The 12,631-nt window shown below is 72.4% G+C and carries 12 protein-coding genes; 7 read left to right on the top strand and 5 right to left on the bottom strand.

The features are described from left to right. Nucleotides 1-84: 84 nt before the first annotated feature. From OO54_RS03090 to OO54_RS44865, 3 genes are all read left to right on the top strand, one after another. Nucleotides 85-2,319, top strand: coding sequence for a peptidoglycan binding domain-containing protein (locus tag OO54_RS03090; RefSeq protein WP_033201309.1), 2,235 nt, complete (start codon nucleotides 85-87; stop codon nucleotides 2,317-2,319). Between the two features lie 1,010 nt (nucleotides 2,320-3,329). Beyond that, on the top strand, nucleotides 3,330-3,686 hold the full coding sequence (locus OO54_RS44870) for a hypothetical protein (RefSeq protein WP_033201308.1): 357 nt from the start codon (nucleotides 3,330-3,332) through the stop codon (nucleotides 3,684-3,686). Between the two features lie 59 nt (nucleotides 3,687-3,745). After that, nucleotides 3,746-4,270 (top strand): RICIN domain-containing protein, encoded by a 525-nt coding sequence (locus tag OO54_RS44865; protein WP_033201307.1) that lies wholly within the window; start codon nucleotides 3,746-3,748, stop codon nucleotides 4,268-4,270. 102 nt (nucleotides 4,271-4,372) lie between these two features. Here the strand turns inward: OO54_RS44865 and OO54_RS03075 are convergent, their stop codons facing one another. Next, the gene (locus OO54_RS03075) at nucleotides 4,373-5,230 is read right to left on the bottom strand and encodes a transglutaminase family protein (RefSeq protein WP_033201306.1); all 858 of its coding nucleotides are present in this window, start codon (nucleotides 5,228-5,230) and stop codon (nucleotides 4,373-4,375) included. Beyond that, nucleotides 5,215-6,216 carry a GNAT family N-acetyltransferase gene (locus OO54_RS03070; protein ID WP_033201305.1) on the bottom strand — a complete coding sequence of 334 codons (1,002 nt, stop codon included), beginning with the start codon at nucleotides 6,214-6,216 and terminating at the stop codon, nucleotides 5,215-5,217. The genes OO54_RS03075 and OO54_RS03070 overlap by 16 nt, the downstream gene beginning before the upstream one ends. Nucleotides 6,217-6,328: 112 nt before the next feature. Between OO54_RS03070 and fdxA the strand changes: the two genes are divergently transcribed. Both fdxA and OO54_RS03060 read left to right on the top strand, forming a co-directional pair. After that, nucleotides 6,329-6,649, top strand: a complete 321-nt coding sequence (gene fdxA / locus OO54_RS03065) for a ferredoxin (RefSeq protein ID WP_015035968.1) — start codon at nucleotides 6,329-6,331, stop codon at nucleotides 6,647-6,649. Between the two features lie 85 nt (nucleotides 6,650-6,734). Next, on the top strand, nucleotides 6,735-7,829 hold the full coding sequence (locus tag OO54_RS03060; protein ID WP_033201304.1) for a bifunctional succinyldiaminopimelate transaminase/glutamate-prephenate aminotransferase: 1,095 nt from the start codon (nucleotides 6,735-6,737) through the stop codon (nucleotides 7,827-7,829). A gap of 67 nt (nucleotides 7,830-7,896) precedes the next feature. Here OO54_RS03060 and OO54_RS03055 read toward each other — a convergent pair whose 3' ends face one another. Both OO54_RS03055 and OO54_RS03050 read right to left on the bottom strand, forming a co-directional pair. Beyond that, entirely contained in the window at nucleotides 7,897-8,370 is a 474-nt protein-coding gene (locus OO54_RS03055) for a hypothetical protein (RefSeq protein ID WP_033201303.1), read from the bottom strand. A 302-nt stretch (nucleotides 8,371-8,672) separates the two neighbouring features. Beyond that, the gene (locus tag OO54_RS03050) at nucleotides 8,673-9,632 is read right to left on the bottom strand and encodes a VldE C-terminal domain-containing protein (RefSeq protein WP_033201302.1); all 960 of its coding nucleotides are present in this window, start codon (nucleotides 9,630-9,632) and stop codon (nucleotides 8,673-8,675) included. 37 nt (nucleotides 9,633-9,669) lie between these two features. On the opposite strand from OO54_RS03050, the gene dapE reads away from it, so the two are divergent. Together dapE and OO54_RS03040 are read left to right on the top strand one after the other, a co-directional pair. Continuing rightward, nucleotides 9,670-10,764 carry a succinyl-diaminopimelate desuccinylase gene (dapE, locus tag OO54_RS03045; RefSeq protein ID WP_033201301.1) on the top strand — a complete coding sequence of 365 codons (1,095 nt, stop codon included), beginning with the start codon at nucleotides 9,670-9,672 and terminating at the stop codon, nucleotides 10,762-10,764. Between the two features lie 109 nt (nucleotides 10,765-10,873). Next, nucleotides 10,874-11,623, top strand: coding sequence for an LOG family protein (locus tag OO54_RS03040; protein ID WP_017239929.1), 750 nt, complete (start codon nucleotides 10,874-10,876; stop codon nucleotides 11,621-11,623). Between the two features lie 79 nt (nucleotides 11,624-11,702). Here OO54_RS03040 and folP read toward each other — a convergent pair whose 3' ends face one another. Next, entirely contained in the window at nucleotides 11,703-12,563 is an 861-nt protein-coding gene (folP, locus tag OO54_RS03035) for a dihydropteroate synthase (protein WP_033201300.1), read from the bottom strand. Nucleotides 12,564-12,631: the final 68 nt, after the last annotated feature.

Here is a 12,631-nt window from a genome sequence, read left to right as displayed (position 1 = left end):
TATGGTGGTGCGCGCCGCCGAACCGCCCGGGTAATCACGAGCATCTGCAAGAGCGGGCGGTGGAGCCAACCGGGAGATCCTGCTTTGAGTCGTGAATCTGGTCGAGAGACTGACAGTTCGTCCTCCGGCGCCCAGGGGCGCGGTGGAGCCGCGTACCCCTCGGGTACCCCGCCGTACGGGTCCCGCCAGTATCCGTCGCTCCACCCCACGCAGGACGCGCCGGAGGAGACCTCCGCCGCGCCCGCGCCGCCGGAGGAGCCCAAGACCGAGACGACCCTGACGACCCGGATCCGGATCAACATCCCGGGTTCGCGTCCGATCCCGCCGGTCGTGGTCCGCCAGACGGTCAACGAGGCGCCCGCCGCGGAGCCCGAGCCGGAGCCGGCCCCCGCCGCCGTCGAACCGGAGCCCGCGCCCGCGGCCGCCCCGGAGCCGCCGCGCGCCGAGGAGGCCCCGAAGGCGAAGGAGACCAGCGACTGGTTCGCCCCGCGCAAGGCGGCGGCCCCCGCCCCCTCCGCCCCGGCCCTGCCCGCCGCCCCGGCGCCCACCCTCAAGCCCGCCCCGCAGGCCACCGGCCCGGACACCCAGGGCACCGGCTTCGCCGGGTCGGCGACCTCCGGCGTCCCGACGGTCGGCAGCACCCCGTCGAGCCGCCCGGTCACCCCGCCCCAGGCCCCCGGCAACCCCCTCTACGACACCGGCACCCCCGCCGCCGGCACGCCGATGTACACCGGCACCCCCGCGGGCGGCACGCCGATGTACGACGGGACCCCGGCGGGCGGCACGCCGATGTACGACGGGACCCCGGCCGGCGGCACGCCGATGTACGACGGGACCCCGGCCGGCGGCACGCCGATGTACGACGGGACCCCCGCCGGCGGCACCCCGATGTACGACGGGACCCCGGCCGGCGGCACCCCGATGTACACCGGCACCCCCGCCGGCGGCACGCCCGCGTACCGGGGCCCGGCGGCTCCGGCCGGCCCGACCACCGGACCCGTCACCGGCACCGCCCACCTCGGCGGCCCCGGCCCCTTCCAGGGCCAGGCCCCCGGCCGGCCCCAGGGGCAGTCCCCGGCGCAGGGGACGGGCTCCCCGTTCCCCGGCGGCGCGGCACCCCGGATGTCGGACGACACCGCGATCCTCACCCCGCAGGCGCCCGCCCCGGCACCCGGACGGACGTCCGGGCCCGGACGGGCCGCGCAGGCCGACGGCGAGGCCGGGCACGTCTCCGGGGACACGCTCACCAGCGGCATCCCCGTGGTCCCGCCGGGCGCGGCCCGGCCGAACCTCACCCCGCGCCTCGACGAGCAGGCGAGGCCCGCGCCCGCCCCGGCACCGCGTCCGGCGCCCGCCCCCGCCCCGGCGAAGAAGGGCCGCTCCAAGCTGGTCCTCGCCGCCGTCGGCGTCTTCGGCCTGGTTGGCGTCGCCTACGGCGCCGGGCTGCTCCTCAACCACTCCGACGTCCCGAAGGGCACCACCGTCCTCGGCGTGGACATCGGCGGCGGCACGAAGGAGGAGGCCGTCAACAAGCTGGAGGCGGCCCTCGGCACGCGCGCCCGCACGCCGCTCCAGCTCAGCCTCGGCGGCGACAAGGTCCAGCTGGCCCCCGACAAGGCGGGCCTGGCCCTGGACAGCCAGGAGACCGTCCGCGCGGCGGCCGGAAGCGACTACAACCCGGTCTCCGTCATCGGCTCCCTCTTCGGCGGCGAGCGGATCGCCCGGCCGGTCTTCCCGGTCGACAAGGAGAAGCTCGCCGTCGCCCTCAGCGACCTCGCGGGCAGCTCCGCCTCGGCGACCGAGGGCACGATCCTCTTCGCGCCGAACAAGGTGACCGCCGTCCCGGGCAAGCCCGGCAAGGGCCTGGACGTCCAGCGCTCGATGATCTCCGTCCAGGACGCCTTCCGCGCCCAGGTCGAGACCGGTCAGCGCAAGCTCGTCGAACTCCCTGTCACCACCCGGCAGCCGACGATCACCCAGGCCGAGCTGGACCGGGCGATGAAGGAGTTCGCCACGCCCGCCATGTCCGGCCTGATCCGGATCCAGGCGGGCGGCAAGAAGATCGACTTCGGCCCGGCGCGCTCCCTGCCGCAGATCCTCTCCATGAAGGCCGTCGACGGCCACCTGGTCGAGGTCTACGACAAGAAGGCGATCGACCGGCTCCTCGACGGCGCCTTCGACGGCATCATGATCACCAAGGGCGACGGCACCAAGCACCAGGTCTCCGCCGACGACGTCGCCTTCGTGATGCGCGACGCCCTCCGCGGCAAGACCCTCGCCGAGCGGACCAAGACCATCGACCTCAGCGGCGAAGGCTGACCGCACCCGCCCCGGCGTCCGAGCCCCCGTCCCCTCCCGGGACGGGGGCTCCCGCGCATCCCGGGCGCGCACACGGCGGACACTGCACCCGCCGCTGTTTCCGGTCACACGGTGCCGCGCCTCTCGTCAGCCTCGACGGGGACGCGCGTGACGACCTTCCGCGCCTGAGGCCGGTGGGCGTCCGTCGCCCCCTACGTCGACCACCGCCACTTCCGGCGTCAGCCGGCGGAACGCTCCGGGGGAGATGCTGTAGGAATCACGGAACGCCCTGCTGAACGCGGACGCGTGGCTGAAGCCGCGCTGGGCGGCGATCACGCGCACGGGCACCCCCGGAACAGCGGGTCGGCCAAGTCTCGACGCGCTCGTGAGAGTCGCTAAGCCTCCCATTCCGTCCCGGGCCGAGATGCGCCTGCCGATGACCTGTCCGGCGGTATGCGGGGGCATGGGAAGAAGGTTCTTGGGGACCTCGATCCCGATGACCTCGAACGATCCGCGGATGGAATTGATCTCGAATGGGCGTGAGGTATCGCTGGAGTGGTACTCGAAGGCTTGATGCGTGATGGTTTCCCTCCCCAAGGTGACCACTCCGCTCCCGCGTTCGACCGGCGAAAGGTGAAACGCCTCGGGATCTTATTTCGGGATCAACTTCGGCGTGCGTCGGAAGGTGAGGGGATCGCATTCCAGGGGGTATGCCGTCATCTCGCCCAGTGAAATATTGCGCTGATTCACCCAGGAATCAGCGGCGTGCTCACTCTGCAAGCCCATGGGGGCGTGGGCCTCCGAGCCGAGAGTTTTTCGACTCTGGCGATTCCCGGCAAAGGGCGACCGAACTGGATATTCTCCCCGGCTGTATTTCAATATTCACCCATCGGTGGTCCGCCTTTGCCGGGCGAGCGACCGGGTCGACTGTGCGTCAAGGAACTGTGCACTGCACGCCGATGCCCTGCTCCGCGGGACTCGGAAGAGTGATCGTCCGCACGACATCTCCGACGCGACAGAAGGACGTCAGCATGACGATGTACGGGAAGCTCGCCCGAGTCCTGGCCGCCACGGCACTCGCCACCGCGGGTCTGGTCGGCTACGCGGGGTCCGCGGCCGCCGGAACCAACGGCCAGCAGGTGACCGTGTCGACCCGCTGGTCCGACCAGATCAGGATGTGCGGTCGCAATCAGTACGACCAGGAGGCCTGCACCGGCTGGATCGCCTCCCCCGACCTCTGGACCCCGGTGTCCGGCTGGTGGTGGAAGGGCGAGGTGTTCATCGAGGGCTGGCGGCAGGACACCGGCGAGTCCTACTACGGCTACTGCGACGTACCGCCCGAGCAGGCCTCCGACTGGACCGAGTGCTACCTCTGGGGCACGCTCTGACGCCTCCCGCGGCTGCGGCTTCACCGTCCTGCTCTCAAGGAAATCAAGGAGAAGGTGCTATGCGTGCTCTCAAGAAGCTGGGCGCCGTCGGCGCGGCTTCCGGCATCCTGCTGATGTCCGCGGCGGTCACACCGGCCTCGGCCATGGAGGAATACAGCGTGGTCCGCAACGCGTGGAGCGACCAGTGTCTGGAGGTTGCGGACTGGCGCATGGACGACGGCGCGCCGGTTCGGCAGTGGCCGTGCCACGGGGGGAGGAACCAGCAATGGCGGTTCATCGAGATGGCCAATGGGCACACGGCCATCCAGAACAGGAATTCCAATAAATGCATCGATGCTCCCGGCGGGAACTACGACAACGGTACGCAGCTGATTCAGTGGGACTGTCATCTTCGATACAATCAGCAGTGGCTCGTCATGTATTCGAGTGAAGACCCTCAGGCGGAGATCAGCTTCTGGGCGCCGCCCAACAATCAGGTGATCGAGATCGGGGCCTGGAGTCAGACCCGCGGTGCGGCGGCCAGTATGTGGAGTTCCAACGACGGGCTGAACCAGAAATGGAACACGGCCATCGTCTACGGATGAGGTGATCCCCGGCGCGGGTGATGTCGAAGCCGATCGCCCGGACGCCGGTCGCCGTACCGCCCTCGGGCGGAACGGCGTGGGAGCCGTGGGCAAGGGACGCGGTCAGTTCAAGAGGGCTCGGGCGGCCAGTGCGCGGCGCCGGATCGTGGTCGCCGACTCCGGGTCCACCGCGTCCATCACCTCCGCGTACGCCTCCATCTCCCGCGCCCCCGTCAGGAACTCGCCGCGCTGGACGAGGAGTTCGGCGCGCTCGTAGCGGAGCCTGGCCGGATGGGAGGGGAGCAGCAGGGAGAGCTCCACCGCCCACAGGGCCACGTCGGAGCGCTCGGGGCGGGACGCGGCCCAGGCGCGGATGTTGTTCAGGATGCGCAGCACGATCGCACCGGGCTCGGCCGGCCGGAGCATCGACCGGTCGAGCGCCTCGCCGGTCGCGCTCGCCACCAGGAGCTCGGCGTCCGCGCCGGTCATGGCGCGCCCGCCCGCGAACGGGTCGGCGAGGTTCAGATCGGCCGGGTCGCCGAAGCCCACGACGAAGTGACCGGGCAGACCGAGGCCGTACACGGGGGCACCGGCCCGGCGGGCGACCTCCATCCAGACCACGGAGAGCAGGATCGGCAGGCCCCGCCGCCGCCGGAGCACCTCGTGCAGGAGCGAGGACTCCAGGCGCTGGTAGTCCGCCGGCACGCCCTCGAAGCCCTCGTGGACGCCGAGCAGCGCCGCGAGCTCGGCCGCCCAGCCGCCGGTGATCCGCGTGGCGTACGGGACGAGCCCGGCGAGGCGGTCGAGTTCGATCTCGGCCTGGTCGAGGACGTGCCGGGTCACGGTGGGGTCGGCCACCGCCCCGACCAGCAGGCACAGCCGCGCGAGGTCGGGCCGCTCCGCCCGCGCCTCCTCGGCGAACTCCCGCCGCCAGTCGTCGTCGCCGTCCGGTGGTCCTTCCGCCGTCACGCCTCCGCCCATCGGTAGTGGTGGTAGTGGTGGTGGGCCGCGAAGCCCATCCCGTCGTACAGCGCCCGCGCGCCGTCGTTCTCCGTCTCCACCTGGAGCCAGGCCGCCGACGCGCCCTCGTCCAGCGCCCGGCGGGCGAGTGCCGTCATGACGGACGTCGCCAGGCCGCGGCGCCGCTGGTCCGGGTCGACCTCGACGGCCATGAAGCCGGCCCAGCGCCCGTCCACGACGCAGCGGCCGATGGCCGCCGGTACCCCTCCCGTGCCCGCCACGGACGCGAACCACACACTCGGCCCGGAGGCGAGGACGGACCGGACCGCCGGGCTCGCCTCCTCGAAGCGCTGGTACCGGCGAAGCCAGGCGTCGTCGGCCGTTCGGGAGAGGAGTACGGCGGAGACGTCGGCGTCGAGGTCGCCGATCGGCGCCAGGGCGGCGACGCGTACCTCGGCGGAGACCTCGCGCCGCCAGCCGCGGCGGTCGAGTTCGGCGCACAGGAGTTCCTGCGCGCCCTCGGCGCCGGTCGCGGCCTGGACGTACGCGGGCAGGCTCCGGGCCGCGTACCAGTCCCGTACGCGGATCAGCGCCTCGGCCGTCGGCATCCCGGGATCCCCGAGCGGAAGCGCCGAGTTGGCCCGGCGGGTGAACCCGTCGGAGGCCCTGAGCGTCCAGTCGCCGAGCGCCTCGCTCTCCAGCGGCTGCCAGGCGCGCGCGGTGGCCCTGGCGAGCTCGGGGAAGGTCGCGGAGGGGCCGCGGCGGCGGGCCGGGGCGGCGGGTACGACCTTCCCCGCGACCAGCGAGGACTCCGCGATCCTGACACTCTCGCCGTCCTTGCGTGTGATCAGGAGCACACCGCCGTCCCATGATGTGAGAACTCCGACCGCATCGGTGTATTTTCCGCCCGCGGCCGGCACCCCCGTCACGCACCGAACGGAGACACGTTTTCCCACGTCAGCGCTGGTAATTCGGACTTCAAGGCGCCCTCCGCCGGTGAATTCCACAGCTTCTCCGCCCCTCCTGTTCGGATCGCCCCCAAGAACGGAGATACTAGGGGCGGGCATCGACGACGCCGCGCTCCCGCGCAGACCAGCCCTATCGAGGAGGAACGACAGCGTGACCTACGTCATCGCGCAGCCTTGTGTCGACGTGAAGGACAAGGCGTGCATCGAGGAGTGCCCCGTCGACTGCATCTACGAGGGCAAGCGGTCCTTGTACATCCACCCGGACGAATGCGTCGACTGTGGGGCCTGTGAGCCGGTCTGCCCGGTCGAGGCGATCTTCTACGAGGACGACACCCCGGAGGAGTGGAAGGACTACTACAAGGCGAACGTCGAGTTCTTCGACGAGCTCGGTTCGCCCGGTGGTGCCTCCAAGCTCGGCGAGATCGAGCGGGACCACCCGTTCATCGCCGCGCTGCCGCCGCAGAACGGCTGATCGACCGCATCCGGTCCCGTACGGCCACGGCCGCCGTACGGGACCGAGGCGTTTTCCGTACGCAAGAGGAAGTGAGAGCCAACCCGTGAGCGCAGTCTCTTCGCGCCTGCCCGTCTTCCCCTGGGACAAGCTGGAGCCGTACAAGAAGACGGCCCTGGCGCACCCGGACGGAATCGTGGACCTCTCCGTCGGCACCCCCGTCGACCCGGTCCCCGCGCTGATCCAGGAGGCCCTGGTCGCGGCGGCGGACTCGCCGGGCTATCCCACGGTGTGGGGGACGAAGGAACTGCGGGACGCGCTCACCGGATGGTGCGAGCGGCGGCTGGGCGCGGTGGGCTTCGCCTACGAGAACGTCCTGCCGGTGGTGGGCTCCAAGGAGCTGGTGGCCTGGCTGCCGACGCAGCTGGGGCTCGGCGCCGGGGACAAGGTGGCGTACCCGCGGCTCGCCTACCCGACGTACGAGGTCGGCGCGCGGCTCTGCGGCGCGGAGCCGGTGGTCTACGACGACCCGACCGAGCTCGACCCGGCCGGGCTGAAGCTGCTCTGGCTCAACTCCCCGTCCAACCCGACCGGCAAGGTCCTGGGCAAGGACGAGCTGACCCGGATCGTGGCCTGGGCACGCGAGCACGGCGTGCTCGTCTTCTCCGACGAGTGCTACCTGGAGCTGGGCTGGGAGGCGGACCCGGTCTCGGTCCTGCACCCGGACGTCTGCGGCGGCTCCTACGAGGGCATCGTCGCCGTCCACTCGCTGTCCAAGCGCTCCAACCTGGCCGGCTACCGGGCCGCGTTCATCGCGGGCGACGCGGCCGTCCTCGGCGAGCTGCTCCTGATCCGCAAGCACGGCGGCATGATGACCGCGGCCCCGGTGCAGGCGGCGACGGTCGCGGCGCTCGGCGACGACGCGCACGTGGCCGAGCAGCGCGAGCGGTACGCGGCCCGGCGGGCGGCGCTGCGGGCGGCCCTGGAGGCGCACGGCTTCCGGATCGAGCACAGCGAGGCCAGCCTGTACCTGTGGGCGACCCGGGACGAGCCGTGCTGGGACACCGTGGCCTACCTGGCGGAGAAGGGCGTCCTGGTGGCGCCCGGCGACTTCTACGGCGAGGCCGGGGAGCGCTTCGTGCGGGTGGCGTTCACGGCGACGGACGAGCGGGTCGAGGCGGCCGTCAAGCGCCTGGGCTGAGCGCGCGGAACGCCGGAGGGCCCGGGGAGCTTTCGCTCCCCGGGCCCTCCGCGCGTTCCGGTGCGGGTCAGCCGATGGGCAGGGCGCCCAGCGGCGCGGCGCCGAGCGCCTGGCCGGTCGGCAGGTCGCCGAGGCCGCCGCCGAGGGCGCCCCCGGTCGGCGCCTCGGCGCTCTCGGCGGCGGCGCCGGCGGTCTTGCCGACGACCTCGCCCGCGCTGCCGGCCGTGTCGCCGGCCACCTTCTGGGCGGCCGGGGTGGCGGTCTTGCCCGCCGCGCCGACGGCCTTGCCGGCGGCGGGGACGGCCGTGCCGACGGCCTGGCCGCCGGTGGCGCCGACGACGCCGGTGGTGGTCTGGGAGGCGCTGTCGACGGCGCTGCCCGCGCCGGCGGCGTCCAGGGCGGTGACGCCGCCGAGGGAGCCGGTCGGGACGATGCCGTGGTCCAGGGCGCTCGCCGTGCCGGCCGCACCGACCACGGGGGCTGCCCCGGCCGCGATGAGGAGGGCGGCGCGGGCGATCCGACGGGTCAGGGGGAGGGACATGGTGCTCCTTCGACGAGGTGCGACGTGTTCGTTCGGTCGCAGTGACAACCGGCCCTGGGGCGGGAGAGGTTGCGGAGGTCGAAGGTAAAGAGTTGGCAATGCGTCGTATTGTCGGGTGGGGAGGAAAACGGACGAACGTGTCATTGTGTAGACGCCTGCCGAACCGTCACTTCCCTTGTGTGGCAAGGGACTTGTGAGGTCGGAATGGCGTAAGGGAATTCGGGCTCGAAGGCATGTCGAATTTCTCGCGTACCGAACCGGCGTCATGCCACGGCCGAGTGAACGACCGTACGCGTGACCGCCTACTGCGCGAGGCGGACGCGGACCGACGCACCGCCGGATTCCCCGCCGGCCTTCCCGTCCGCGGCCGGCGCGCCCGAGGACTTCGACCAGCCGCCGTCGGCCTCGCCCGCGCGCCACACCCGGTCCCGGTAGCCGACCTCGGCGACGCCCAGCTCGTCCGCCCGCGCCACCGCCCACTGCGCCAGCTCCCAGCCGCGCCGCTCCTCCGCACCGGCCCCCGACGCCGAGCCCGCCCCGGCCGCCCGGACCGGCAGCGTGAGCACCACGGGCTCCGCCGCCGACCGGCCCGCGCTCGGACCGCCCGTCACCGCCTTCGGTGCCGCCTTCTCGCCGAAGGCGCGCACCAGTTCCGCGCGGAACCGCTCGGGATCGCCCGGCGGCCCCTCCACCTTGCTCGTCGTGCAGATCAGCGCGGCCGCCGACCGGCCCGTCAGCGCGGCCGAGAGGAGCGTGGCGTCCGGCTCGTGCTTCGCGTACGCCTGCGGGTAGCCGCTCCGCTGCACCTTCTGCGCCGCCACCGTCAGCGGCAGCCGCGAGTACCCCGGGACCTTCTCCAGGCCCTCGTAGAACTTCCCCGCCGAGTAGACCGGATCCATGATCTGCGCCGGCGTCCCCCAGCCCTGCGAGGGCCGCTGCTGGAAGAGGCCGAGCGAGTCCCGGTCACCGTGCTCGATGTTCCGCAGCGCCGACTCCTGCAGCGCCGTCGCCAGCGCGATCGTCACCGCCCGCTCCGGCAGCCCCCGGCTCGTGCCCACGGCCGAGATCGTCGCCGCGTTGGACGCCTGCTCCGGAGTGAACTCGTACCGGTTCTCGCCGCTGCCGACCGTGCAGCGTGGCGCGCCCTTGCTGCCCGTCACCTGGTGTACGGCCACGTAGGAGGCCAGGCCGAGGAGCACGGCGAAGGCGGCCGCGGAACGGGCGCGGCGGCCGCGACGGCGGGGACGGGAGGGCTCGGACACGGGCCCACCGTACTGGAGGGCGCGTTAGGGTCGGCACATGGCAGACATCACCCCGCTCGACGGCCCCCTCGACCTTTTCCAGGACGGGGCCGCGCTCACCGCCGCCCTCGTCGACTTCCCCTCCGTCAGCGGGACCGAGCAGCCGCTCGCGGACGCGATCGAGCAGGCCCTGCGCCTCCTGCCGCACCTCACCGTCGACCGCTACGGCAACAACGTCGTCGCCCGGACCCACCTCGGCCGCGGCGAGCGGGTCGTCCTCGCCGGCCACATCGACACCGTGCCGATCGCCGACAACGTGCCCTCGCGGCTCGACGAGGACGGCGTCCTGTGGGGCTGCGGCACCTCCGACATGAAGTCCGGCGTCGCCGTCCAGCTCCGGATCGCCGCGACCGTCACCGAGCCCAACCGCGACCTCACGTTCGTCTTCTACGACAACGAGGAGGTCGCCGCCGACCTCAACGGCCTCGGCAAGATCGCCGCCGCGCACCCCGACTGGCTCGAGGGCGACTTCGCCGTCCTCCTGGAGCCCTCCGACACCCAGGTCGAGGGCGGCTGCCAGGGCACGCTGCGCGTCATCCTGCACACGGCGGGCGAGCGGGCCCACTCCGCGCGCTCCTGGATGGGCTCCAACGCCATCCACACCGCCGCCCCGATCCTCGCCCGCCTCGCCGCGTACGAGCCGCGCAAGCCGGTCATCGACGGCCTGGAGTACCACGAGGGCCTCAACGCCGTGGCGATCACCGCCGGCGTCGCCACCAACGTCATCCCCGACGCCTGCGCCGTCACCGTCAACTACCGGTACGCGCCCGACCGCTCCCCGGCCGAGGCCCTCGCCTACGTCCGGGAGTTCTTCGACGGCTGCGACATCGCCGAGTTCGTCATCGACGACGAGAGCCCCGGCGCCCTGCCCGGCCTCTCCCACCCGGCCGCCGAGGCCTTCATGAAGGCCGTCGGCGGCAGCGCGCAGCCCAAGTTCGGCTGGACCGACGTCGCCCGTTTCAGCGCCCTCGGCGTCCCCGCCGTCAACTACGGGCCGGGCGATCCGATCTACGCGCACAAGCGGGACGAGCACGTCCCCGTCGAGCGGATCCACCACTGCGAGGCACGGCTCCGCGACTGGCTCACTGCCTGACTTCCGTAATTTCGTGTTTCGTCACCTCTGTCGTCCTACTCTGACCGGACCAGAAGATCAGTTGGCGATCGATCGACAGCTGATCGCCGATCGGCGGAGGGAGCAGGCCATGGGCATTCCCGAGGGAATGGCGAAGCCCGAGGAGCAGCGTCTCGGTCCGGTGCTGCGGCGCAGGGACCAGGTCCAGCCGGGGACGACGGACCAGCGACTGCTCGACACCGAGGGCGACTCGGAGTGGGTGCACACCGACCCCTGGCGCGTCATGCGCATCCAGTCCGAGTTCGTCGAGGGCTTCGGCGCCCTCGCCGAACTGCCGAGCGCCATCAGCGTCTTCGGCTCCGCCCGCACGAAGCCGGACTCGCCCGAGTACGAGGCGGGCGTACGGATCGGCCGCGCGCTCGTCGAGGCCGGGTTCGCGGTCATCACGGGCGGCGGCCCCGGCGCCATGGAGGCCGCCAACAAGGGCGCGCGGGAGGCCAAGGGCGTGTCCGTCGGCCTCGGCATCGAGCTCCCCTTCGAGCAGGGGCTCAACCAGCACGTCGACATCGGCGTGAACTTCCGCTACTTCTTCGTCCGCAAGACGATGTTCGTGAAGTACGCGCAGGGCTTCGTCGTGCTCCCCGGTGGCCTCGGCACCCTCGACGAGCTCTTCGAGGCGCTCACCCTCGTCCAGACCCGCAAGGTCACCCGGTTCCCGATCGTCCTCTTCGGCACCGAGTACTGGAAGGGCCTCGTCGACTGGCTCCGCGACTCCGTCGTCGCCGGCGGCAAGGCCTCCGAACGCGACCTCCTCCTCTTCCACGTCACGGACGACGTGGAAGAGGCGGTCGCCCTGGTGACGAAGGAGACCGGCAAGTAGGGCCGTCAGGTCGGTTGTGGGCACCCGTTCCGCGGGGCGGAGCGGGTGGCACAACCGGCCACCGGCCCACCGGGCCCGACTACGCCAGCCCGCGCCGGGCCACGGCGGGCGCCCGGTGCCCGGCGATCGACGCCACCATGTCCAGGACCTGCCGGGTCTCGGCGACCTCGTGCACCCGGTACACCTGGGCCCCGAGCCAGGCCGACACCGCCGTCGTCGCCAGCGTCCCGAGGACCCGCTCCTTCACCGGCCGGTCCAGCGTCTCGCCCACGAAGTCCTTGTTCGACAGGGACACCAGCACCGGCCACCCCGTGTCCGTCATCTCGCCGAGCCGACGGGTCGCCTCCAGGCTGTGCCGGGTGTTCTTCCCGAAGTCGTGACCCGGGTCGATCATGATCGCGTCCCGGCGGACGCCCAGCGCCGCCGCCTGCTCCGCGAGCCCGACCGTGACCCGCAGGATGTCGGCCATCACGTCGTCGTACTCCACCCGGTGCGGCCGCGTCCGCGGCTCCGCGCCGCCGGCGTGCGTGCAGACGAGGCCCGCGCCGTACTTGGCGGCCACCTCCGCGAGACCCGGGTCGACCCCGCCCCACGCGTCGTTGAGGACGTCCGCGCCCGCCTCGCAGACGGCCGCGCCGACATCGGCCCGCCAGGTGTCCACGCTGATCACCACGTCGGGGTGGCGCCTGCGGACCTCGGCCACGAAGCCGACCGTGCGGCGCGCCTCCTCCTCGGCCGTCACCTCCTCGCCGGGGCCCGCCTTGACCCCGCCGATGTCGATGATCGCCGCGCCCTCGGCGACCGCCTGCTCGACCCGGGCGAGCGCCGGCTCGTCCCGGAAGGTCGCGCCCTGGTCGTAGAAGGAGTCCGGGGTCCGGTTCACGATCGCCATGATCACCGGCTCGTGCGGCCCGAATTCACGCCGTCCCAAGCGCAGCATCCCTTTTGTCCTCCCTCGCGTCCGTTCGCCTGTGACCCTAACCGCCGGTGACGCATGGCACGATCGGC

This window comes from Streptomyces wedmorensis (genome assembly GCF_000716445.1).
GTDB classification, from domain to species: domain Bacteria; phylum Actinomycetota; class Actinomycetes; order Streptomycetales; family Streptomycetaceae; genus Streptomyces; species Streptomyces wedmorensis.
The sequence above is the reverse complement of the archived record's forward strand: the minus strand, read 5'-3'. Positions and strand labels throughout refer to the sequence as shown.

Bases quoted from the DNA above. Each gene is read 5' to 3' on its own strand.
- OO54_RS03040 (WP_017239929.1), top strand. From the start codon at position 10,874: ATGGGCATTCCCGAGGGAATGGCGAAGCCCGAGGAGCAGCGTCTCGGT.
- OO54_RS03075 (WP_033201306.1), bottom strand. From the start codon at position 5,230: ATGGGCGGAGGCGTGACGGCGGAAGGACCACCGGACGGCGACGACGAC.
- folP (WP_033201300.1), bottom strand. From the start codon at position 12,563: ATGCTGCGCTTGGGACGGCGTGAATTCGGGCCGCACGAGCCGGTGATC.
- OO54_RS44870 (WP_033201308.1), top strand. From the start codon at position 3,330: ATGACGATGTACGGGAAGCTCGCCCGAGTCCTGGCCGCCACGGCACTC.
- OO54_RS03055 (WP_033201303.1), bottom strand. From the start codon at position 8,370: ATGTCCCTCCCCCTGACCCGTCGGATCGCCCGCGCCGCCCTCCTCATC.
- OO54_RS44865 (WP_033201307.1), top strand. From the start codon at position 3,746: ATGCGTGCTCTCAAGAAGCTGGGCGCCGTCGGCGCGGCTTCCGGCATC.
- dapE (WP_033201301.1), top strand. From the start codon at position 9,670: ATGGCAGACATCACCCCGCTCGACGGCCCCCTCGACCTTTTCCAGGAC.